The organism is Desulfobacula sp. (assembly GCF_030145145.1).
Classification (GTDB): Bacteria; Desulfobacterota; Desulfobacteria; order Desulfobacterales; family Desulfobacteraceae; genus Desulfobacula.
The window spans coordinates 1-23,994 of the sequence record NZ_JAQYWD010000014.1 but is presented as its reverse complement, the minus strand read 5'-3'; the positions used below and the strand labels follow the sequence as shown (position 1 = coordinate 23,994).

Genomic DNA, 23,994 nt, shown 5'->3' with positions numbered 1-23,994 from the left:
CAAAACGACTGCAACGGCCATCGCGTTACCGGCCCCCAAAAAGGTCACCGACATTTACACTGCCAACTTCAAACAGGTCAACAATGAAACCCACTATTTTACTGATAAATTATATTGAAAATTCGATTTTGGATCTTGAAAAATCTAAATTTTATGACCGGATGGAATTTAAAACAATTGCCCTTGACAAGGACCTTTATTTTCCCGCCTCAAAACCATTCCCGGATATCCTGGTTATTTTTATCCCCGAGGGAAACCCGGGATGCCTTGAAAAGGTCGCCACAATTACGAAACCATTCATCCATATGGAAATCCTTGCCGCGGTTCATAAGAACCATCCCGAGACCGGGGTAAGGGCACTTCAACGGGGTGTATCTGATTTTTTCACCCTGCCCACAACCCAGCAGATATTTGATTTTTATATCAACCGGTCTCTGGAGCACCGCTATCTTCATAAACACCTTTGTTTTAATGAAAGCTGTTATAAAAGCAGATTTGCCCGATCGGAAAAAAATTACAAACAATTGTTTAACGAAGTCCCCTGTTTTATCTATGTTCGGGACCGGGATTACCAGATCACGGATTCCAACCGCAAATTTAAAGAATATTTCGGTCACCATACAGGAGAATACTGTTTTGGTATCTGTAAAAACAGGGATGAGCCCTGCACAAAATGTCCGGTGGAACAAACGTTTAAAGACGGGAATAATCACGCTTCTGAAATGGAAATTATTTCCTCAGACGGGGTCAAACATATTGTGCTCAGCTGGACAGCTCCCATAAAGGACAATAACGGCGAGATGACCCATGCCCTTGTCTTGCTCACAGATATCACTGAGGCCCGGAGACTTGAAGACCATTTAACGTCCCTGGGATTTATGATCGGTTCCATATCCCATGGCATCAAAGGGCTGCTCACCAGCCTGGATGGAGGGATTTACATGATGGATACGGGATTCAAGACCAATGACCGGGGAAAAACCAAACAAGGGCTTGAATTATCCCGGCAGATGACCTCCCGTATAAAAAAGCTGGTGCTGGATATTCTTTACTATACCAAAACCCGTCAGATGGAGTGGAACAAACTGTCTGTCAAACAATTCATGGAAGACACCATCAGCATTGTTACCACGAATGCCCGAAAAAATAATATCACCATCGACCACTCCCTGGACATATTGACCGATGATGATTTGTTTGAAATTGATGAAAAAAGTCTCCAGGCTGCCATGATCAATATACTTGAAAACGGCATTGAAGCCTGTATCGATAATCCGTCAAAAAAAACCCATACCATTTCCTTTAGAGCACGGATAGATCGGGAAAAAGTCCTGTTCCGCATTCAGGACACGGGTCTTGGAATGGAGCCATCCGCTTTGAAAAAGGTTTTTACGATTTTCTTTTCCTCCAAAGGCAACAAAGGAACAGGCCTGGGACTGTTCATCACCAACAAGGTCATCCAGCAACACCGGGGAGACATCAAGGTAAAATCCACACCAACCAAAGGGACCTGTTTTATCATTAAAATACCGCGAACCGTCCCTCAAACCGCCAGAAATCCCCGGGGTGTAGCCCAAAGTGACTAGCAGACACTCCCAGACCGCAACCGGATTAAAAGACAAGAGCCGGGTTCTTGTCATTGGTTGCGGGCCGGCAGGATCTTTTTTTGCACTCCATCTTCTCCGGGAGGCAAAAATAGCCGGAAAGACGATTCAGGTCACCCTCATTGACAAACGGGTGACCCGGGAATTCCCTGGCGGTGAATGGCGCCTGAAGGGGTGTAATTCCTGTGCAGGGGTTATTTCCCCCCGGCTGTACAATGCAATGGCAAAAAGCAACCTCAAACTGCCCCGGAAGGTAGTGGGCACAGAATTCTCCCACATATGGATCCATGGGCTCTGGAAAAATTTTCCCCTGAAAGTGCCTTCCCCCCAAAAGCTGTATTCGATTTTCCGGGGTGTCCTGCCCCTGGACCGGAAATGCCGGGGCGATGGATTTGATAATTTTCTTTTAGAAAAAGCCGTTGAAAAGGGTGCATCCGTTATCACCGGAATCGTCGAAACCATCGGTTACACCGGCACCCGAACCCCGCTTTTGACCATAAAAACCCCTTTGGGAAAGCCGCTCTCCATCAAATCGGATTTTGTCTGTATCGCCACAGGAATGAATGCCCCGGCAGCCCCCCCCCATACCTTAAACCGGTTTCTGACGTCCTACCAAACCCTGAATCCCCGGTTCACCCCCCCCGGTGTCAGACCCGCCCTGGTGGTTGAGCTCAAGCCGGGTCGGGCCTATCTTAAAAAATATATGAACAAAGAATTATACCTGATTGTCTCTGGTTCAAAAAGGTTGCGTCTGGATCATATTGTCCTTGTACCCAAACGAGAGTACCTCACCATCGCCCTTTCCGGAAAAAGTATTGACACGGCATCCTTTCCTGACGACACAGAAAAAATTATCCGACAATTTCTATCGCTTCCCCACGTTCAGGCCATTTTACCGCTTATAACCCTGGAGACCACCCCCATTAAATGCTCCTGCTGCCCCAATATGGTGGTAACCCCATCCGTGTCCCCATTTGAAGACAGGATTTCAATGGTGGGCGATGCCATGGGGGCACGGCTCTACAGGGATGGCCTCTACTCAGCGTTTATAAGTGCAAAAAGCCTGGCACGAACCGTCATCCATACGGGGCTGGATAAAAAAAGCCTGGCCCGGGAAAATCGCTGGGTGATGCACTGGCTTAAAAAAGATAACCGCTATGGAAAGGTGATCTTCGGCTTGATACAGGTGATCTTAAAATCTGAGATCCTGAGCCGCATTCTCTACCAGACCTTTGCCACTGAAATGAAATTCAAAGGGATGAACAAATGGCCCCTGGGAAAGGTTTTATGGCAGATTGGCAGCGGGGGAGCGGATTATGGAAAAATCTGTCGGGATCTTCTTTGTCTCCCTGTTTTTTATTCGCTTCTGATAGGGGTCGTCAAGACCCTGCGAAATGTTCTCACGGAAATTTTCTTCGGGTTAAACTGGGGAGCCTATGGCCGGTATCCAACGGTCATTCTCAGGGAAAAACGCGATTACATCAAGCAGTCCATATCTGCCCCCCTGGGGATAACCCTTGACACCATGCCTGAAATGGAACGAATGTATTCCATAAAGATCCGGGCGACATCCCATACCATATTTAAAGAGTTGGGGAAATTCGGAGATGACACGGCCGGATTTCTCAGGCTCAGATTTGTAGATGTCCGAAGGATCTCAGGATTGCCAAACCATGTGGGGTCCATTATCCGGTACAAATTAAAAGCCCTGCCGATTTCCATGGATATCCGCCTTGCCCGGTGCATTCCGAACAAAGCACTGGTGTATGCCCCCCAGGAACTGTTTACACGCCAGGGAAAACTGCTGTTTGATATCACGCCCACGAAAGATGGCAATAATCGTTTGGTCATTTACACTGCGTTTAACTTTAAAAAAGGCCGGGGCATCATCCGGCAAAGTTTCTGGAAACTGTTCAAACACCTGTTCCCTGCCTATGCCCATGACGTGGTATGGAATCATGCCATCTGCTGTATCAAGGCCCAGGCGGAACACTGCACAGATCAATCAATTAAAAACAGGGTCTGATCTGTAAGATGGCGAAGAACGCCTGCGGAAACACTGCCCAGCAACCAGCGTTTGATCCCGGAAAGACCCCGTTTTCCCATGATGACTGTCCCATATTTATGGGTTGCCATGGCCGCCACCAGCGTCGAGACCACGGTTGTCTTTGGCCGGACAAACACCAGCTGAGTGTTGAGGTCAAAATCGGTAATTTTTTTCATTTTCGCCCACTGACGTTCAACCGGGTCTGATTTACCGGTCAGGACATGGACAAAATGAAGGCAAAAACCTTGTTCCTGCATCAAGGTTTTTCGCAGGAATATCATGACCAGCAGGGTCGCAGGAGACAGATCAACCGGCACCATCACCTTGTCCTGACGATTGTTCGCGCAAAGGCGTACCATCACCTTTCCCCGCTGTTCATACAATAGTCGATCCCGCCAGGGTTCAGTTGGGTTTGAACCGATAAAAATCCGTCCATAATCCCCCAGACCGATTTCATCCTGTACGATTTTTTCCCGGTTCCCCTTATGTTCTCTCACAACCCAATGTACTTTTTCTTGACTGGATCTGAGTGGATCGAAAATATTTTCCATCCATTTGACAAACTTTTTTTGTGCCAGATCAAACGCTTGATCCGGCACAAGGGATTTAAGAATCAAAACCGCCGGGATAAACGTCTGCTGTTTGCCCTGGAGAAGAATCGGTAGAGACTGTTTAAAAATTTGAATATCCCGGGTGTCCGCAATCACCCATAGGGGTTTATAATTGCGTGTCATCAACTGATGCTCCAGTGCGGTTCGTTCCCGGAAGACTTCTGGCCAGCGGCTGCAGTTAAATCCCTGTTCCAATACCACCCGTTTCAGACACCAGTTACAATTCTTACAGGTGGCTATATGACGGGTTTTATCCCTGGACATGGCCTTTGCCACCCATTGGGGGTCAGCCCTCAAAGAGCGACCAAGGCCGATTAAATCCGCAACACCATCCCCAATTAATTTATCGGCCATGGAAGGGGTGATGATCCTTCCGGATGTGATGGTGGGAATCCTGACCCTGGCCGTCAATTTGGCCATATCTTTTGACAGGTAGGCTGCTTTGCCCATCCATTTTAATGCACCAGGGGAAAAGATGGAATTATAGGTCCCTGCAGAGGCAGAAAGATAGGCAATCCCCTTTTTTTCAAGCACCTGGGCAAACGCCAGGGCCTCAGGCAGATCAATGCCGTCCGGCACCCATTCCCTGAGGATAATCCGGAATCCCACAGGGAATGCAGTGGGGACACATTTTTTTACTTCCTGTATGACGGCAAGGGGAAATGTGGTCCGACCCTGGAATGTCCCCCCGAAATCACCCTCTATTTTGTTCGTAAAAGACGACAAATACTGGCATAAGAGATAGCCGCTGGCCCCATGGAGTTCAACCATATCAAAACCGGCCTCACAGGCCCTGGCAGCGGACATGCCAAAGGCCTCAATCACCCTGTTCCGGTCATCGGATGTCATGGCCTGTCGCCATTTATTCAGCTGACCCAGAAGGTATCGGGTAAGACTGAATCTTTTTTCCAAAGGAAAAAATTCCATAAAATCCTTTAAAGATTCCACATTAAAGGATAAATTTTCACTGGTCACAGGAGAGGGTAACAGTGGCCGGGCGGTTTTGGCAAACCGCCCGGCATGATTCAATTGAAGGCAGGCAAGGGCTCCCCTTTTTTTTATCGTTGCTGCGAGTTTGGCCAGGGCAGGTATAAATGTATCCTTATCAACTCTCAGGTTGAACTTAGAAACAACACCGTCACTGGAAACCGCCGCATTTGCGACAACCACCATGGCCACACCAGAACCAGCCAACCGGGCATAAAACTCATTCATCCATACACTGACACCACCGTCGGGATAGGCAAACCCGGTATGAACGGGCAACGCCACCAGCCGGTTTTTCATTTGAAACCCGCCCATTTTCAGTGGGCTGAAAAGGAATGGATAGCCGGTAATATCTTGTTTCTCAGACTGATTCATGATGAATTTCAACCTTTATATCCGTGTTTAAAACCAGTATATCATAGATTGCCCAACGGCAAATAGCCCCTTACGGATATATTGAATTTTTTCTTGACGTTCCCGGCCGAAGAAGATTACAATACAGGTAAACGGATCGGTTATTGGCATCCCTCTTCTTTTTACCGGTTTTCGTACTTCAGCCATGCAGGCGATTGTTCGAATAAAGCGACCCCAATGGAAAAAGAGACCCTCCAGGGTTTTTGACGCCATCACCAATGATAAGAAAGGAGGAGAATTATGAGGATAGAACCCAAAAAAATAATGTGTGCCATCGATTTTTCAGACTTTACCAATCTCATCCTATCCTATGGCAAATCACTGGCTTCAGAATTTGATGCCACACTTTGCCTGTGCCATATTGTATCGGGCCCCCTTATGGTTTCAAGCCACATGCCGCCCTATCTTGACTATGCCGGCATTGAGAGTGAGCGCATCCAGAATGCCCAGGACAAACTTGAACGAATAGCGGAAAAAATGGATATGCAATGTGAAATCCGGGTCTCAACCGGTCAACCCGCCGAAGAGATCGAACAGATAACCCGGGAAAACAATATCAATATGGTTATTGCCGCAACCCATGGCGGATCCGGTATCAAACGGTTTTTAATCGGTTCGGTCACCAACCGGCTGGTCAAAATATTGTCATGCCCGCTTCTGGTGCTGCATGCAAAGGAAAAACATCTGGATTCCCCGATTGAGGGCAGTATAAAGTTAAACCGCATTCTTGTGGGATGTGATTTTTCACCGGACTCCCAGCTTGCTTTCGACTATGCCCTGAGTCTGGCCCAGGAATTTCAGACACAGCTTTACCTGGCTCATGTGATGAAGCCAAAATCCATTCCAATCCCTACGGCTGACTATGTGCCGGGGGGGGACCAGGTCAGCTGGGCCCGGGCTGAATATCCGGGACTGTCGAAAAAAGAACTCTCTGACAATAAAAAAGCCAGAGATGCGCTGTTAAAAAGCCTTGAAGATAAGCTGACCCACATGGTCCCGGAAGATAGCCGGAATTGGTGTACGCCCATTACCATCCTGCTGGAAGGTGAACCTTACAAAGAACTGATCACCTATGCTGAAAAAGAGAAAATAGACATGATCATTCTTGGGGTACACGGTTACAGTCTTTTGGAACAATTTCTGGTGGGTTCCACAACAGATCGGGTCATCAGCAGGGCTGGCTGTTCGGTTCTAGCGGTCCGCCATATCGTCTGAAATTCACAGATACTAAAGGAGACATCCCATGATAACAGCCAAGGATATTATGGAAAAAAATGTGATATCCATTTCCCCTGACACAGAGATTGCCAAAGCAGTTGAACTTCTTTTGAACAATCATATCAATGGGGTTCCCGTAGTTGATGAGAATGGAATCCTTCAGGGACTTTTATGCCAGAGCGACCTGATTTTTGCCCAAAAAGACATCCCCATACCCCCCATTTTCGTCCTTCTTGACGGGATTTTCCCCTTGTCATCATCTAAAAGACTGAATGCGGAGCTCAAGAAGATTTCAGCCACCACCGTGGGGCAGGCCATGGTAAAAAACCCCGTGTCTGCCCATCCGGATATGCCGATTTCCGAAATCGCAAGCCTGATGGTTGAAAAGCATTTTCATACCATTCCCGTGGTGGAGAATAATAAACTTGTGGGCATTATCGGAAAAGAAAATATTTTAAAACTTTTAGTTGCCCGGGATAAAGGAAATTAGACCGGTTGATCCAGTATCTCCCGGACCAGCATGACCAGTTCTTCATTGGAGACCGGTTTTTGAACATATTTTCGGATCCCCATTTCAAGGGCTTTTGCCTCTGAAATAGTTTCGCTGTAACCCGTGCACAAGATGACCGGCATGCCCTTACGAAGACGGAGCACATTTTTAGCAAGTTCTTCACCCGTCATCCGGGGCATGGTCATATCCGTAATAATCAGATCAAATTGATCCGGGGCTCGTTCAAAGGCTTCAAAGGCTTCAGCCCCATTTTCAAAGGTGGATATCGAATAACCATAGCGGGCTAAATACGCCTGAATAACCCAACGAATATTTTTTTCATCATCTACAACCATGATTTTTTCAGCCCCATGTTTCGATCTTTTTTCTTGTTTTACCCGGGGATTAAAATGGGTCTCCTGATCCACCACGGGCAGGTAGACTGAAAAACAGGTGCCCTGCCCCACCGCGCTGCTGGCTTTGATATACCCACCGTGTGCCTTGACAATGGCATGAACCAGGGACAGGCCTAACCCGGTCCCTTTTCCGGCCGCCTTGGTTGTAAAATAGGGGTCAAACGCTTTTGACAGGGTCTCTTCGTCCATACCGATACCCGTATCAATGATCTCAAGTTCAAGATATCTTCCAGGGGGTATCACATGACTGAAAATATCTGTAGTATTTAGAATTTCACGTTCTCGAACTCTTATGGTCAGGATGCCGCCTGTTTTTTCCATGGCATGGTAAGCATTGGTACAAAGGTTCATCATCACCTGATGAATCTGGGTAGGATCCGCCAGAACCATTGCCGTTGAAACGATATTTTCACTGATCTCAATGGTGGTGGGAATTGATGACCGTAATAATTTAAGGGCTTCCTTTACCACGAGACACAGACTGAACGGGTGTTTTTCATATCCGGTCTGGCGGCTGAAGGTCAGGATCTGCCGGGTCAGCTTGGCGGCTCTTTTGGTACCTTTGATAATCTGTGCAATATTTTCCCTGGCTTTTATGGGATCATCCAGGTCCAGCTCTGCCAATTGTGCATATCCAAGGATCCCTGACAGAATATTATTAAAATCATGGGCAATTCCGCCGGATAAGGTTCCAATGGCCTCCATTTTCTGGGATTTTTCCAATTGCACGGCTAAATTTTTCCTTTCCCGGGCAGCCAGTTTATAAGCGGTGATATCCCTTCCTTCGACAAGAAGAAATGCCACCTCACCCCCTGCATTAAAAATGGGTTTTATTGAAAAATCAATACTTCTGATTTGACCTTCTTTTGAAATATTGGTGGTTTCATATCGCACGAATTCACCCCGGCCGGCCTTTTTAATGGATGTTCTCAACTGGTGTTGAGTCTTTGAATCATGCTGCCACCAAGGTGTTTGCCACAACGGCCGATGCACGACATCCTCAGTTGTGCATCCGGCAAATTCAAGCCCGGTCCGGTTCACCTCTTCAATGATCCCCGAAGGAGATAATATTCCTGTGAGCTGAAAAGAATGATCAAACAGGCTGCGAAGCTTCAGGTCCTTTGCTACAAGTGCTGCCTGGACGTCCCTGTTTTTTTGAATTTCAGCAGCAATCTTTTTATTGTTTTGTTTCAACCGGTCCATAAACGCGTTAAAGTGTTGGGCCAGTCTGCCAAACTCATCCGGGGAACCTTCTCCCATACGAACGGAAAAATCACCATGCTTTGCTTCTTCGAATTTTTCCATTAGCGATGTAAGGGGTTTTGTTATGGATCTGCTGATAAAATAAGTGATCCCGACACAGAATAAAAGGACGAACATCAACCCGGCAATTAATAAATTTCTGAAAGTGTCCAGGGGTAAAAAGACCTCTGCTATATAGCTTGAAGAGGCAACAATCCATTTGTATTCCGGTAAGTGTTTGAACAAAACGATCTTTTCCCGGGGTGTTGATTCACGGGGGTTTTTCCAGAAATATTTGATAGTTCCATTTTTCTGTTCAAGTATTTGCTTTAAAAATTCAATGGGCTGGTCTGACTGTGCAAACAGGTTTAGCCCCTGGAGATACTGATGGACCAAAATTGTACCGGCTTCATCCAGGACATAAGCATAACCTGTTTTTCCTGATTTGTAGGAAAGGATACTGTCCCTGAAATCATCCATATCCACCAGATAGTTGAACTCGTCTCGATAAGAAGACACGGAAATAATCCAATCAAGCGGTTTAAAATACACCATATAAAGGGCTTTTGCCCGTTCATGGGATTCACCTGGATTTTTCCACTCATATTCCAGGTATCCATCTTTTATTTCCATTTGCTGCCTGACAAAATCAAATTCGGACACGTCTGTATTCAATAAGGTGTCATTGGGGTGAAATGTCACGATGCCCTTACTGTTCAGACAGTAGATATACCCACTGATGCCCACGGACTGGTGTAAAAATATTTCTTCGATTATTTGGATCGCTTCCGCCCGCCCTATAAGTCCGGATTGATATTTATTATAGTAATACGAGGCAATCTCCAGATTTTTTTCAGCAATAGCATGCAATCGGTTTTTAATGGACACGGATGCAGATGTTTTTATCAAGTTGGTTAACGCATCGTTTGTACTCTGAAGCTCATTTTCAATACTGGTTTGAATTGTTTTTTTAACCTGGTAGTACGCAAGGATGCTGCCCATTAAAATAAATGGAATAAACCCTATCAAAAAGGCGAAGAGCAGCTTGTTTCTAAACTTTAATTTTGCAAACCCCATAAACCGACTCCATCCTGCCGCTTCTTAACGTGATGTCAACAGATTAAAGTACCCCCCCGAAACTTGCGTTAATTCAAAGGGGAAAGCGTGAGGCTGTAAGGCGTAATCAAATGTACAGGATCATAGGAAAGTTTTGCCTGGCGAAGCCCCTTAATACCCAGATCCTGCTCCCGGTTCAGGTAGTCACACTTATTTCTCAGATATTGTGCGGTTTCATGGTTGATCATCTGGGCCGCCCCTTTAAAATCCATATCCGATTTTTCAAACTGAATATCATAGGTTGATTGGGACAATGAACTGAAAACAGAAAAAGCAATTACTTGAGTTCCCAGTGTTATGACAAGCCCGTCTAAACCCAGTTGCTCAAAATAGTCAAAGGATGTCTTTAGGGCAGAATACTCCTGATCAAGATCTCTTGACCGCCGTTTGCGCCGGTTCATCAATTGCTGGGCGAGCCCCAGCGCTTTATCTTTGTTTGCTGCTGTTAACCGGTGGACTTCAAAATCAGGAAAGGCACGCTTGAACTGTGAGATCAAATTTCTTTTTTTGTGGAGTTTTACACCGTTTAGGTCACACAGGTTGTCAACATCATAGATGTATTCTGCATAATCCCGCTCTTCTTTAACAACATAATAATTTTCAATCTCAGGAAATTTTTCCAGATAGTCAGATGTGACAAGACAGAAATTTGGTGCCAGACCCAAATTTTTTAAATTTAATGACAAAATGACCAGTTCTTCGGGATATAAATCTTCACCCAATGGCATGAATCCACATTGAGAGATACCATCATAAATCAAAAGTCGTTCCTGGTAAATGGTCCAGGTGAGGTGATACGCATCCTGCCAGGCAAAAAGATTTGAAAAATTATACTCACAGGACAAGGGGGTGAAGGTTTCAATATAGGCTTGAATCAGTTGCCGGTCTTTTAACGCAAATCGATTCAACTGTTGAGATCTTATTCTTTTTTTCTGAGGTATATCTAACACCGCTTCCGCCGTAACCATTTTATTTATCCTTATATTTAAACGGAACATGGCCTTTGAGAACTTCAAAACCAAGTTTCGTATAAAAGGAAGCGGTTCCTGGCTGGGCAACAAGGCCGATCCAGTCAACACCGCTTTCCTTTAAAATTTTGATTAACGTTTGAATAATTTTCTTACCAATCCCCTTGCCCCTGAATTCTTTTAACACCGTAACATCCTGAATATAAGCATCACTTGCAAGATCGGAAAGGGCACGCCCCATTCCAATGAGCCTTTCCCCCCAAAAAACCCCCACAAAAAGGGCTGAATCTTTCACAATGCCGGTTAAAAATTCAGGATGTTTTTCATAGGAAGGCTCCCACCATCCAGCCTCCTTGTAAAGGCGCATCAATTCCTGTTGTGAAGCGGATTTAATGGGCGTTATAATCAGTTCCGCTAAAGGGTCATCTGACATTATTTGACTCTCTTTTATTCATTTATATGGAGTCAAAAAGGGTTTTGGCAAAATACGGTAGAACAAAAGAGGCTTCATGGATTTGGGGGGTATAATATTTCAATTGCTGTTGAAACGATTCAGACAGGGAGCGACACGGTTTTTTTACTTCCGGCCCTAAAGATCCCAGGCAGATACCGATATGACCGCCAGGATACGTGGGTACCAGAATAGATGAATATCCCTGTACCACAAACAACTCTTTTGTGATTTTTACCAGGTTGGCGACACACTCCTTGTGCATAAAAAATGATTCGCCCTGGGTGGCAATCACCCCATTGTGTTTTAAAGCGGATTTTAACCCTTCATAAAACGGTTGTTCAAACAAAATCTCCCCCGGGCCGATGGGATCCGAGGAATCCACGATAATTACATCATACTTATTTTTGTGGCCATGGATATATGCATTGCCATCTCCAATATGAACCCGAACCCTGGGATCGTCAAACCCACAGGCCATATCCGGCAAAAATTCTTTTGACACGTCAATGACGGCTTCATCAATTTCACAAAAATCAATAATTTTCACACCGTCATGGCGACCCACTTCCCTTAAAACCCCCCCATCACCGCCACCAATGACCAGAACCGTTTCCGGGTGGGGATGGGCAAACAAAGGAACATGGGCCAGCATTTCCTGATACGCGAATTCATCTGATTCCGTCAATTGAATAATGCCATCCAAAACAAGCATTTTCCCGTGGTTGCGGGTCTGGTAAAGGTCAATCTGCTGATAGGGGCTTTTTTTACTATAGAGGATTGCTTCGATCTCAAGGGATAATGATATCCCGGGCCACATGGGACATATTTCTGAAAACCAGCCGTCGTTTATTTTGCTATAATTTTTCATTTTAATACAGTATATACCCCATCTACCCAAGAATTAAAAGCACCTTCACTTTCAGGGCAATTCCAATTGGATTGAATTATTGTCTTAGAGCGATCTGCATTTTATAATGCCTGCCTTTAAAAAATGACATGGCAAATTCTGCAACTTCCCGGGGTTCATAATATTTGCAACTAAAAACATCCAGGTAAACCCTGTTTGATGCATTGGCAAAATGACCTGAAATCAAGGAGGTTTCAATAAGTTGGGTCATGCTGAACCCCGCTACTTTTTCATCTTCTCCGAAATGGACGACCTGACACTCCCCAAATCGCTTCATATCGATAAGATCGCACAGTTCATATACAAACCGCTCAATGCTGTTCGCATCCCGGATAATCTGCGGGTCACTCTCATAAATGTCCACAGAGGTTAAAACGCCCCAGGGATTTTTCCGTTCAACCTCTTTTTTCCAGGAAATCGGATAGATTTTTGAATTGTTAACCATTTGACCCATTTTCTTTTGCTCAAACGGCTTGGCAATAATCCCCCTGTTTTGATCAGAAGACACAACCACATTTTCAGATTTAAAAGACGCTTTCATGGAATTGATGGCAATTTCCAGGTCAATATTGTCTCCGCAGGTGAATATGTCCACTGCAGCATAATCATGTTCCGGCCATGCATGCACGGTAAAATGAGACTCTGCTATAATGACAACACCACTGACGCCCTGGGGATCAAATTTATGAAACGAAGAACTGATAATAGTGGCACCACTTTCTTTAGCCGCTTTTAACAAAATCTTTTCCACCACACCCTCGTCTAAAAGGACATTTGCGCCGCATTCATAATACTCAATGGTCAATTGTCTTCCCAGGGCAAAACAAGCGTCCGCCTGGGAATCATCGAAAACCTTAATATTTTTATCAAGCATTAATGCTCTCTCCAATACTGAATAATAACCACCTGTTATGGTCCTGCGAAATAGCAGGCCCCCTAAATATCGACGTACGTTGCCCCTTATAATAAGGCGTGAATACTGAATGATCAAGGGCATCAAACCAGGGAAAAATAACAATCAATAGATTTCCATTATGCCATTAAATCTATCAAACTCAGTATCCACAGGCATGTTCCGCTTCTGTAAATTTTTTATCATTGGCGGAGCATTAAACCGGATGTATGGATTTACCCTTAATTCATCCGCCAAAGTGGAGACAACTAACCCGGGAGTATATTTTTTAAGGTATGCTTCTATATGCGGGTTTTCTTTTTCAATGGTTTTTGCCATTTCCATGGATTCGATCACATAATCATGCCCCCCATAAATCTTGAAATGTCCCGACAACGACATCAGGCGTTTCAAGGAAAGAAAAAAAGCATGAAGATCACCGGTGAAACAATTGCCGACGGTCCCATTGAACAAGGTATCCCCTGTGATCAAAAAGTCATCGCCCTTGAATGTCACGGAATCATCTGTATGACCGGGGGTGCAAAACACTTCCAGGCTCTCCTTGTCAAGCATCAGGGTCTGATCGGATCGAATCTGTTTACAGTCAATAAATTGAGCATTCGTTCGCTCAAGGATGGCTGCATTCCCCTGGGTATGATCATGATGAGAATGGGTGTTGATGACATATTTGATGTGAAGTGCATTTTTCTCAGCAAATGCCAGCATATCGTCCACGCCCCCGGCATCAATGGCAATCCCTTCACTTGTTGAAAATACCAGATATCCCAGGTTATCGGCGGAATATTTAAATTGTTTAACAAACACAAAAACCTCACTTTAGTACATTAAAATTAGCGCATTAAAATCATATAAAATCAAACTGAATGATACGAATATCATTTTTAACTGAATTGTCGAGCTGATTTAGAACCTGCTTTTACAAGATTTATCATAAAATTAAAAGCGGTATTACCCTTAATATTCCAGGTCCTCCTCGTCATCAAGACCAATATCCATATCTGCATCAGTATCATCAAAGTCTTTATCAAATATATCAGGAATGTCACCCTCCCCTGAATAATCAGCATCAACAAATGACAGGTCATCATTCTCCTCAACAAGGGTTGTGATGGCATCTTTTAGATTTCTTTCAAAACTCTCTGAAAAATCCCCTTCCAAATCCGGCCAAAAGTCAAATTCTTCATCATACTCATCAATTAAATCATAGAGGTCTGAGATAAGACTGGGGTCTTCCAGGTCTTCGCCATATGATTCGATAATCTCTTTATACAGATCATAGCAATCGAATTCATCAACAGCCATCTGTATCGTCAGTCTTTTTGTCATCTGCCACACCTCACACCAAAAGTTCATACCTTAAATTATGGAAAATAAATTAAGAGTTAATCTTTGTCAATATGGCATGGCGTTAATTTTTTAAATCTGAAAAAACAGGTATGGGGAATAAAAGATCCTTCCTGCCAAAAGCTGGAGGACATCTCTATCAATGGCAGTTCACACTGATCACGGGGCAGGCGGATCGAAGCACCACCTGCTCGATGGTATGACCGAAAGCAATGGCATCAGACGTATACGCCCTGCTGTGATGGGCCATTACAATAAGGTCACCGGATGTTTCCCTGGCAAATTTTAATATCTCCACCGAGGGACGGCCTTCCCATACAGCGATGGTATAATTATCAAAATTGTGCATTTGAGAAACATATTGTTCTTCTATTCTGACTTTTGCCTCATCTATTTGGTCTTCAATCTGTCGTTGGCTGGGAATGGCTTTTGTATGAGATGGACCTAACGCCAGGGCATGAAAGATATGCAGTTTACACCCGATATAATCTGCCAGTTTATAGGCGTATTGAAAGGCAGACATGGACGCTGTTGAAAAATCCGTTCCAAAAACAATCTGGTTAAAATACCAGAAGCTGGTTTCACAAGATCTTGCAATACTCAATACCGGGCACCGGGCTTTTTGTGCAACCGTTTGAAGGGTCTTACCCACAGTTCGCCTGACGTCTGTCCCGGCAAGATCGTTTTCCCGACCATGGGCGCCCATGATAATGCAATCCACGTTGTTTACGGATGCGACCTTAAGAATTTCTTCGGAAGGCTCCCCTTCCAGCACCGTGTATAAGGGTGCTGGCGATTTTATATCCAGGTCCCCATCACCCGTTTTCATGCATTTTTTTTTGACCCATGCAAGATAATCCGGCCCAGGACTTGTCTTGTTTGATGCCGGCATATCCGGAACAAACCGGCAGCTTTCACTTGAAACCTCCGGATCAACGCGAAGCAGGATGAGCTCAGAACTATATTTATGCGACAATTCAAAAGCAGTTTTGACTGCCAAATCACAGGCAGTAGACGTATCAGTAGCACATAATATTTTTTTAAACATAACGACCTCAAAGGGCTGACCCGTGTCAGGGCACTCCTTTTGTCATTGACCTGCTATTTTACAAATGCCCTTGGCGAATAAGGGTCTCAGCTCAACAAATCAGATACTTTTTCCACCAGCTTCTGGGCATCAAAGGGTTTGCCGAAAATGGCAGCTGCCTTTGGAATCGAATACTGGGTGCTGGACAACCCACTGATAACGATGACAGGCGTATTAAACGCCTTTGACTTGCTGATTTTTCTAAAAAATCGGGGACCCCATTCTTCCGGCATTTCAAGATCAAGTGTGATCAAATCCGGTTTTTCAGCCGCATACACTGCCTCGGCTTTCTTACCATCCACTGCAATACAGGTGTCATACCCATTGTCAGTAAAAAGTGCTTCCAGATATTTTGTTATGGCCGGATCATCATCCACGATCATAATTTTTTTACTCATCCTGTCCCTCCTGACTATTTGATATGACATTCACCGCAAAGAACCGGCCCTTTATTTGTCTCAAAATGGCAGTTTCTGCATCGTTTATGATAGGCCACCGAAAGGGATATCAAATTTTCCGGGTTGGCCTTTAACGAATGACATTCAGAGCAGGGGCTGTCTTCACTGGATTCCCCCTCAACCCTGTTTTTACCATCATACACATGGTGACAAACATCACAGTCCTCTATGCCGGCCATTTCATTATGATCGTCATGCCCAAAAACAGCCCCCGGTCTCTGGGGCTTTTCAAATGCTGAAGTATCCAGTCTTTCTAATTCATCTGTTCCGGGCTCAGTATTGGAAAACGCCACAACAGCCGTGAATAAAAACAATATGAAACCCATAAAAACAAGCGTTCGTGTCATCTTAATCTCCCGGGTTAAAGATTTTCTTTTCCATGGTTTCAAAAATAATATCCCCTAAAAACTTCACTTCCATATTCAAATCATAGTGATGAACAATGTCTTCAAGTCCGCTGTGACAATTATGACAGGGCGCAATCAACACTTCAGCGCCGGTTGCCTTTAATTGTTCAGCCTTTACGCGGTTGTTGATCATCCGCTCGCCTTTATAAGGAGGGCCGCAATTGATCACACCGCCGCCGGCACCGCAGCAATAATTATGTTCCCGGTTGGGGGTCATTTCAATAAAGGAGTCACACACCATATTTGTCACTTCCCTTGCCATATCGTGCAATCCCCTTCCCCTGGAAACGTTGCAGGGATCATGAAGTGTAACGGTTTTTTTATATTTATCCGCAATGGTAATCCGGCCGGATGTCAGCAGTTGATGATAGAACTCAATGGCATGCACCACTTCAAAGGGCGGCATGGCCCATCCCACCCACCGATTTCCCACATCATAAATGGACCGGAAGGCATGACCGCACTCCCCCATGACAATACGCTTTACCTTCAGCCTTGCCGCAGTTTCGTAAAATGCCCGGGCAATACGGCCGGAAATTTCATTGTCCCCTGTAAACATGGCCATATTACTATTGTCCCACCCGGGACTTGAAGGCATGGTCCAGTCAATCCCTGCGGCATGCATAATCGTGGCGGCCTGGTAGATTAAACCGGCCTGAAATTTCGGTTCAGGCGCGATAACCGAATACATGATATCCGCCCCCACTTTATCCAGGGGAATTCTTAAATTCTCAAACTCTTCCCTGGCATCCTCTTCCTGCCATTGAAGGGTGTCAATCCATTCATCTTCCTTGACCCACATCTGGTTCATGGTGGCGGAATGGCTGTTCACGGTATCCTGGATATATAAAGGGGTGATTTCAAGCTTATGACAGATTCTGCGAACCATCAACATCAAATAGGCAATATCAATCCCAAACGGACAGTACATGGAGCAGCGCTTACAGACATTGCATTCCGTATGGGCGATATGAACGGCCCGTCTCAGGAAATCCGTTGATACATCACCTTTTTTTTCCAACATTTCCCAGATGGTCTGTTTTACCTTACCTGCCGGAGAATAGCTGGGATCACGATCATTTGACAGGAAATAGAGGCAGGCTTCGGCACATAAACCGCAGTGCATACAGGTTTCGACATAGGCTTTAAATTTGGGCCCGGTCTCATTTTCAAGCACCTGGTTGATGGTGGTTTTTATTCGTTCCGGTGTCAGTCTGGCCAGGCCGGCTTCAACCGCTTCATCCGTATTCTTTTGTTTCACAATGGGTACGTCCTCCGTTGTTGTTTCCTTTGGCATGACAATCTCCTTTGGCTGATTACCAATCTTTTGCATGTCTGACATTTCCGAATTCAGATCCCATGTAAGCCCTTGTCAGCGGCGCCATCACCATATGGGAAAATTTTGAAAACGGAATGAGAATAAGGACCAGCTCGCCCGAAATCACATGGGCGATGACCATCTGTCGATAGAAAAAAAACTGATGATATGCCAGAAATCCCGTGATAAAAGGCAATGCAACAATTATAAGTAACACATAATCATTAAAGGACGTTAAATACTTTACTTCCGGAACCGTTTGTCTTCGGACGGCAAAAAACACCAGGGCAAGAACCACTATAACCGTTAATATATCGGCCAGGGTGTCGTCCAATGCAAACCAGGACAATTGGAACGCCTCATTGACCAAAACAATGTGGGACATCAAAAAAACAGGCACAATGAACAACAGCAGATGAAAGATATACGATATGGCATAAAATACCGGGCTTTGTCTCGTACTTTGGGGAAAAAATGGAATTAACCAGGCAAAGATGGATCTCAGACTGTATTTTACACTTAAATACGAATAAACATAGGACTCTCTGGCATTCACATCTTTGATAATGACAACCAGTTTAAAGATCAGACCGAGGATGAAAATCAAAAAAGCAATCCAGACCATGGGTCCCATAATAAACGCTATAAAGGCATTCATATTCATCTCCTTTGGTGAAATATCCTTTTATAAAATCTTGTCCAGTGAAAGTATCTGTCGCTGATACACACCGTTTTTTACTGCCTTTTGTAAAATTTTAGTGCTATCGGGGCTGATCACTGGGGTTGTCATGAAATCAAACCCAGTGGGGATGATATGGTTGTTTACCACCAAAAAATATTGACCTTTTTTTTCAATCACAACACAAACAATGCTGCCATCCGGGCTGACACACGGATCAAACACCTTATCCGCCGCAAGATCCCATTTTTTTTGATTCACTGCTAGTGTCCAGCACTCTTTATCCTTGAAAACAGCCACCAGAGTTGACCCATCCGCTGAATAAACAATATCGAAGATCATCTGATCAATGCTCAGGTCCCAGGAAACATCATTTTCTGCAACCGTCCATTTACCAAAATCATTTGAGACAATGGCCGCAATTTTTCCGGTTTCCGGGGAAATCGCCAGTTTCCACAATTGGTTATACGGGGTTTTCCAGAACGGTTGGTTATCTTTGTAAAGCATCCATTTACCACCGGTTTTAACCGGTGCGATGACCGAGGTGTCCCCGGGTAAAAACAGGGGTTTCCAAACCGATTGAAACGACGTGTCCCAAGGACTATCGTTGACCGCAATGCTGTAGCTGGTTCGATCCGTTCTCACCCCATAGGCCACGTTTTCACCGGATGTATCAAAGCTGATATCCCAGATATTTAAAAAGTTTTTTTCAATGGCTTTTCCATTGACGGCACAGGAAAAAACTCCCTGTTTAAACGCTTCTATATCTGCAGCTGCCATTGAGGATACCTGTACGACAGCCGCAGAGTTCCCGGTATCACTTAAGACCATTTCATTAATGTTTTCATACATCCGGTCCCAGGGGTCATCATTGACCACCATTCCGTATTCTGAATCCTTCTGAACGGCCAGGCTGATATGGGTGCCATCATGATTCATCTGGAAATTCCAGATAAAATCAAACCGGTTCTCCCATTCATTGCCGCTGATGCTCACTGTCCATTCCTCATCACTGCTGACACACGCGGCAAATTGACCGTCCGGAATTGGCCTTAAACACCAGGCCTTTTCATACTCGCTGTCCCAGGTTTTACCGTTTTCACAGACAGTGAACACGGCTTCCTCAACATTTACAATGCTGGCAATGGTCTCCCCGTCCTGACTGACATAGGGTTCCTCCACCCAGACGAACCGGTCTTTCCATTCCCGGACAGGCACTTCCTTTAAATCCGTACTCCAGTCAAAAGATTTGCTCTCTTCCATTTTTATCTCCGAATGTCCTAGTAAACGTGCATTAACTTTTTAATTCGTTAATAATTGTATCCAAAGATGCTACGGTCAGCGGCTTTTCTATGAATCGATCTATTCCGGCTTTGAGTATGTCAAGCTTTAACTCATCATTGACAATCGTTGCCATTAAAATTCTAATGATATCCGGATTACCAATGGCCACTTGATTTAGAAATTCAACACCGTTCATATCCGGCAAAAAATAATCTGAAATCACCATATCAATTTTCTGGTATTTGAGAGAATTCAACCCTTCAGATGCGGATTTAAATATCAAAATTTTCATCTGAGTGCTGTCAAAGAAGACTTTTAAGGAATCCCGAACATGATCATCATCATCGACAAACATGATCTGAGGTGATTTTTTAGGTTGTTGATCCATTATATCCAAAATTAAATGATTAAATACTAACATCGTGAAAGCAGAAACCATGCCAGAATCCAAATTAATAAATTAAATATATAAAATCAAATAGTTATAAATCTCTCAGTTGGGCACTTTCATTAGACCATACCATAGTTATCAAAAATTAGAAAATAAATTAGAAATATTTCTAATTTTAGAGAATTTTAGAAGTCCTCATCACCCACAACAATCTTTCAACACCAGATTGTCCCGATGAATGATTTCATCATAATGTTTATCACCAAGGCAGGCTTCTATCTGATACGTTTTTAATCCTTTTATCAAGTTAATGTCCACAGACCGGTAGTTGACCAAGCCGGTACCGATGATTTCATTGTCAGACGTTTTAAAGCAGACCGCAGCCCCTTCTTCAAAATCCCCTTCCACTGCGACAACCCCTATGGGCAGCAGACTTTTCCCATTCTGCCGGACCGCTCGAACGGCCCCGTCGTCAATCACAAGGCTGCCTTTGGTGTCAAGGGTATAGGCAATCCAGCATTTCCGGCTGGCCATTCGTTCTTTTCTTGGAACAAAGTAGGTGCCCAGGCTCTCACCTTCAAACAGCCGCAACAGGACATTTTCCGTATTGCCCCGGGCCACAATCATGGGAATTCCGGCGGATGTCACTTTTTGAGCCGCCTGAATTTTACTGAGCATTCCCCCGGTGCCCAGTGTTCCGGGAATATGGCTGGCAAAGTCTTCAATTTCTTTTTTAAAGGTGGCAACCTTGGGAATCAGCCGTGCATCGGTAAAACGTCTCGGGTCTTTATTATACAACCCGTCAATATCGGTTAAAATGAACAAAAAATCAGCATCCATCAATAGGGTGATCATGGCGGCAAGATTGTCATTATCCCCCAGCTTAATTTCTTCCACCATGATGGTATCGTTTTCATTAATGATGGGGACCACATGCCATTCAATGAGGGTACGAAGGGTATTTCTTGCATTCAGATAGCGCTTCCGATTGTTTAAATCTTCCCCGGTCAACAGAATCTGGGCCACTTTTTTATCACAGTCGGCAAAGGTTTTTTCATAGGCATTCATCAGTCCGCTCTGACCAAGTGCTGAAACAGCCTGGCGTTTGGGGATCTCAACCGGGCGCCGGGTCAGTCCCATTTTTCGGAGCCCGGCTGCCATGGCACCGGAAGAGACCAGGATCACCTCAATGCCCCTGTCCATCAAGCAGCCGATCTGCCGGGAGATGGATTCGATCACTTCCAGATTCAAACTGTTCTTTGCAGTGATCACATTACTGCCCAATTTTACGACCACTCGTCTGGCTGTGATCAAACGTTGTTTTGGCATACCCCGCCTCTAACTGAAGTTTTTGTTTAACGGTTTATGGGTGAAGGGTTTTGCCCCATCGCCGGTATAATCCTTTACCATGTGCCCGTCCCCGATCATCCGCCACTGGTAAATCATGAGTCCTTCAAGTCCCACAGGTCCTCTTGCATGGATCTTATTGGTGCTGATCCCCACTTCAGCGCCCAGGCCGAACCTGAACCCGTCGGCGAATCGGCTGCTGCAATTCCAGAACGCGTCTGCAGTATCCGTATGATCCATAAAATATATTGCCCGGTTCTTATCACCGGTGACAATCACATCGGTGTGACCTGATCCATACCGGTTAATATGGGCAACAGCATCTTTCAACGACGGGACAACCTTAATGGAAACCATCAGGTCAAGATATTCGGTTTGCCAGTCTTTCTCCGTGGCTGTTTCGACATCTATGACGGCAATTGTGCGAAGGCACCCATAAATTTTAACCCCTTGGGCTTCCAGTTCCTTTTTTAAAACCGGAAGAATCTCAGGGGCCAGGGATTCATGCACCAGGATGGTTTCTGCGGCATTACATACGGCCACATACTGGCATTTGCTGTCCACGGACAGATCCACGGCCATTTTGGGATCGGCATCCCGATCAATATACAGGTGACAAATCCCGTCTGCATGTCCCAGCACAGGAATAACCGTATGGTCCATGATATAGCGCACAAATGCATTACTGCCCCGGGGGATAATCAAATCCACATAGCGGTCCAGCCTCAACATCTGATCCACATCACTACGGGTTTCCAACAGCCCCAACCATCCTTCGGGCAACCCTGAATCAACACCAGCCCTGGAAATAATATCTGCCAACACCTGGTTGGTGGTTGAAGCTTCACTGCCGCCTTTGAGCAAGACGGCATTCCCGCTTTTCAGGCAGAGCGCGGCAATCTGTACCAGGGCATCCGGGCGGGATTCAAAAATCACCCCGATCACGCCAATGGGCCGGCTCACTTTAAACAGGGTAAGCCCTTTGTCCAGTTCTGTGGCCGTCAACGTCTTTCCCACCGGATCTTCCAGTTTTATCAGACTGGCAATTCCTTCCCGGGCTTCGGATAATTTGGCATCATCAAATTTCAACCGCTTCATCAACGGGGCATCCAATTGATCTTTTTGCGCCTGGTCAAGATCGGTTTGATTGGCATCAACAATACGGTCCCGATTGTCTTCTAATGCCATGATAATCTGCTGCAGAGCAACGTCTTTTATATCTTTTGAAAGGGCTGACATCGAGATGGCAGCGCTTTTACATTGAGCGGCGAGTGCATGAATATCCATTCTTTTATCCTTAAACGTTAACGCTTTCAATTCTTATAGTCAAATCGCTATTCAACCATTAAATTCGTTTTTCTGTCAAGGGTAAAAACCACCCCCGAGCAAGGTATTTGCATGAGAATAAATGCGGTGTGAACATAACCGGTGCGGTTGCTGTCTGTCTGCGGTTAAGTGCTTTTGTATTGATTTGTTGGAAACATTCCTCTATAAGGTTCAATTTTAATAACTCAACTTTTTTTATATGCTGAACCGCTCATCGAAAAGGAACCCTATGCACCCGAGTTTTCCAATACCCCATCGCTTTTTCATGGCCCTAATTGTTTTACTTTTATTCATCTTTACTACTTTTACACCGACAATTGCTGAAACCGCCCACCCGATGCTGTACGATAGTGATAAGAATGATAAGCTGAGCTTCAATGATATTATTTACGATCTTCAGGTAGCCTCAAAAATAAAAACGGCAGTCTCCTATTCCCCTTCCGACTTGACCGGCACCTGGTATTCTGTGGGAACCCGAACCCCGTCTATCAATGCCACAGCCGAAGACTTGACCGGCAACTATGGCGCTGAAGCAGGAACCCTGACAATTCAAAGTGACGGAACCTACCAGTGGACAACCAACGATGATGCAGACACCGGAACGGTATCCATCTCGGCAACCGGACAGATCAGTGATACAGGTGCCGATGACATTCTCGGCTGGTATATGAGTGCAGAAAAAGACGTGATGACCCTTGTTTTTCATAACACCCGTCATCATGAGCAGGGCACCATTGTCCTGGTAAAAGCGGCTGACACTTATTCCCCTTCCGACTTGACCGGCACCTGGTATTCTGTGGGAGCCCGAACCCCGTCTATCAATGCCACCCCGGAAGAACTGACCGGCAACTATGGCGCTGAAGCAGGAACCCTGACAATTCAAAGTGACGGAACCTACCAGTGGACAACCAACGATGATGCAGACACCGGAACGGTATCCATCTCGGCAACCGGACAGATCAGTGA

22 protein-coding genes are annotated in these 23,994 nt (G+C 45.0%); 5 read left to right on the top strand and 17 right to left on the bottom strand.

All coding sequences use genetic code 11. From position 1 onward, the window contains the following. Positions 1–83: 83 nt before the first annotated feature. Both Q1Q15_RS09510 and Q1Q15_RS09505 read left to right on the top strand, forming a co-directional pair. Positions 84–1,586, top strand: a complete 1,503-nt coding sequence (locus Q1Q15_RS09510) for an ATP-binding protein (RefSeq protein WP_300458923.1) — start codon at positions 84–86, stop codon at positions 1,584–1,586. After that, positions 1,579–3,630 carry a hypothetical protein gene (locus tag Q1Q15_RS09505; RefSeq protein ID WP_300458921.1) on the top strand — a complete coding sequence of 684 codons (2,052 nt, stop codon included), beginning with the start codon at positions 1,579–1,581 and terminating at the stop codon, positions 3,628–3,630. The genes Q1Q15_RS09510 and Q1Q15_RS09505 overlap by 8 nt, the downstream gene beginning before the upstream one ends. Here Q1Q15_RS09505 and Q1Q15_RS09500 read toward each other — a convergent pair. Next, complete coding sequence (locus Q1Q15_RS09500) at positions 3,606–5,624, bottom strand: universal stress protein (RefSeq protein ID WP_300458918.1); 2,019 nt, start codon at positions 5,622–5,624, stop codon at positions 3,606–3,608. The genes Q1Q15_RS09505 and Q1Q15_RS09500 overlap by 25 nt on opposite strands. Before the next feature lie 279 nt (positions 5,625–5,903). Here Q1Q15_RS09500 and Q1Q15_RS09495 point away from each other — a divergent pair, with 279 nt between their 5' ends. Together Q1Q15_RS09495 and Q1Q15_RS09490 are read left to right on the top strand one after the other, a co-directional pair. Next, complete coding sequence (locus tag Q1Q15_RS09495) at positions 5,904–6,878, top strand: universal stress protein (RefSeq protein ID WP_300458917.1); 975 nt, start codon at positions 5,904–5,906, stop codon at positions 6,876–6,878. Positions 6,879–6,906: 28 nt separating this feature from the next. Continuing rightward, positions 6,907–7,371 carry a CBS domain-containing protein gene (locus Q1Q15_RS09490; protein ID WP_300458915.1) on the top strand — a complete coding sequence of 155 codons (465 nt, stop codon included), beginning with the start codon at positions 6,907–6,909 and terminating at the stop codon, positions 7,369–7,371. Here the strand turns inward: Q1Q15_RS09490 and Q1Q15_RS09485 are convergent. From Q1Q15_RS09485 to Q1Q15_RS09410, 16 genes are all read right to left on the bottom strand, one after another. Further along, positions 7,368–10,106, bottom strand: a complete 2,739-nt coding sequence (locus Q1Q15_RS09485) for a cache domain-containing protein (protein WP_300458913.1) — start codon at positions 10,104–10,106, stop codon at positions 7,368–7,370. The two genes, Q1Q15_RS09490 and Q1Q15_RS09485, sit on opposite strands and share 4 nt — an antisense overlap. Positions 10,107–10,174: 68 nt before the next feature. Then, positions 10,175–11,113, bottom strand: a complete 939-nt coding sequence (locus Q1Q15_RS09480) for a phosphatidylglycerol lysyltransferase domain-containing protein (protein WP_300458910.1) — start codon at positions 11,111–11,113, stop codon at positions 10,175–10,177. A gap of 1 nt (position 11,114) precedes the next feature. After that, the gene (locus Q1Q15_RS09475) at positions 11,115–11,546 is read right to left on the bottom strand and encodes a GNAT family N-acetyltransferase (RefSeq protein WP_300458909.1); all 432 of its coding nucleotides are present in this window, start codon (positions 11,544–11,546) and stop codon (positions 11,115–11,117) included. A gap of 22 nt (positions 11,547–11,568) precedes the next feature. Further along, a complete protein-coding gene (gene speE, locus Q1Q15_RS09470; RefSeq protein WP_300458907.1) occupies positions 11,569–12,435 on the bottom strand; it encodes a spermidine synthase in 867 nt (288 codons plus the stop codon). 76 nt (positions 12,436–12,511) lie between these two features. Beyond that, positions 12,512–13,348 carry an adenosylmethionine decarboxylase gene (gene speD / locus Q1Q15_RS09465; RefSeq protein WP_300458905.1) on the bottom strand — a complete coding sequence of 279 codons (837 nt, stop codon included), beginning with the start codon at positions 13,346–13,348 and terminating at the stop codon, positions 12,512–12,514. Positions 13,349–13,492: 144 nt separating this feature from the next. Further along, positions 13,493–14,191, bottom strand: a complete 699-nt coding sequence (locus Q1Q15_RS09460) for an MBL fold metallo-hydrolase (protein WP_300458903.1) — start codon at positions 14,189–14,191, stop codon at positions 13,493–13,495. A 150-nt stretch (positions 14,192–14,341) separates the two neighbouring features. Then, positions 14,342–14,713: a hypothetical protein gene (locus Q1Q15_RS09455; RefSeq protein ID WP_300458901.1), complete on the bottom strand. Its 372-nt coding sequence runs from the start codon at positions 14,711–14,713 to the stop codon at positions 14,342–14,344. Positions 14,714–14,870: 157 nt separating this feature from the next. After that, on the bottom strand, positions 14,871–15,779 hold the full coding sequence (locus tag Q1Q15_RS09450; protein WP_300458899.1) for a universal stress protein: 909 nt from the start codon (positions 15,777–15,779) through the stop codon (positions 14,871–14,873). Between the two features lie 86 nt (positions 15,780–15,865). Beyond that, the gene (divK, locus tag Q1Q15_RS09445; protein ID WP_300458896.1) at positions 15,866–16,216 is read right to left on the bottom strand and encodes a DVU0259 family response regulator domain-containing protein; all 351 of its coding nucleotides are present in this window, start codon (positions 16,214–16,216) and stop codon (positions 15,866–15,868) included. Between the two features lie 14 nt (positions 16,217–16,230). Further along, complete coding sequence (gene tmcA, locus Q1Q15_RS09440) at positions 16,231–16,623, bottom strand: acidic tetraheme cytochrome c3 TmcA (RefSeq protein WP_300458894.1); 393 nt, start codon at positions 16,621–16,623, stop codon at positions 16,231–16,233. 1 nt (position 16,624) lies between these two features. Continuing rightward, positions 16,625–17,980, bottom strand: a complete 1,356-nt coding sequence (gene tmcB / locus Q1Q15_RS09435; protein WP_300458892.1) for an electron transfer complex ferredoxin TmcB — start codon at positions 17,978–17,980, stop codon at positions 16,625–16,627. A 19-nt stretch (positions 17,981–17,999) separates the two neighbouring features. Continuing rightward, on the bottom strand, positions 18,000–18,659 hold the full coding sequence (gene tmcC, locus Q1Q15_RS09430; RefSeq protein WP_300458891.1) for a TmcC family electron transfer complex membrane anchor subunit: 660 nt from the start codon (positions 18,657–18,659) through the stop codon (positions 18,000–18,002). Positions 18,660–18,686: 27 nt separating this feature from the next. Then, positions 18,687–19,943, bottom strand: coding sequence for an electron transfer complex subunit TmcD (gene tmcD, locus Q1Q15_RS09425; protein WP_300458888.1), 1,257 nt, complete (start codon positions 19,941–19,943; stop codon positions 18,687–18,689). Between the two features lie 31 nt (positions 19,944–19,974). Continuing rightward, entirely contained in the window at positions 19,975–20,403 is a 429-nt protein-coding gene (locus tag Q1Q15_RS09420; RefSeq protein ID WP_300458885.1) for a response regulator, read from the bottom strand. 150 nt (positions 20,404–20,553) lie between these two features. Then, on the bottom strand, positions 20,554–21,684 hold the full coding sequence (gene proB / locus Q1Q15_RS09415) for a glutamate 5-kinase (protein ID WP_300458882.1): 1,131 nt from the start codon (positions 21,682–21,684) through the stop codon (positions 20,554–20,556). A 9-nt stretch (positions 21,685–21,693) separates the two neighbouring features. Further along, positions 21,694–22,989, bottom strand: a complete 1,296-nt coding sequence (locus tag Q1Q15_RS09410) for a glutamate-5-semialdehyde dehydrogenase (protein ID WP_300458880.1) — start codon at positions 22,987–22,989, stop codon at positions 21,694–21,696. A gap of 268 nt (positions 22,990–23,257) precedes the next feature. Between Q1Q15_RS09410 and Q1Q15_RS09405 the strand changes: the two genes are divergently transcribed. Further along, the coding region (locus Q1Q15_RS09405) for a hypothetical protein (protein WP_300458878.1) at positions 23,258–23,994 on the top strand (737 nt) is incomplete at its 3' end.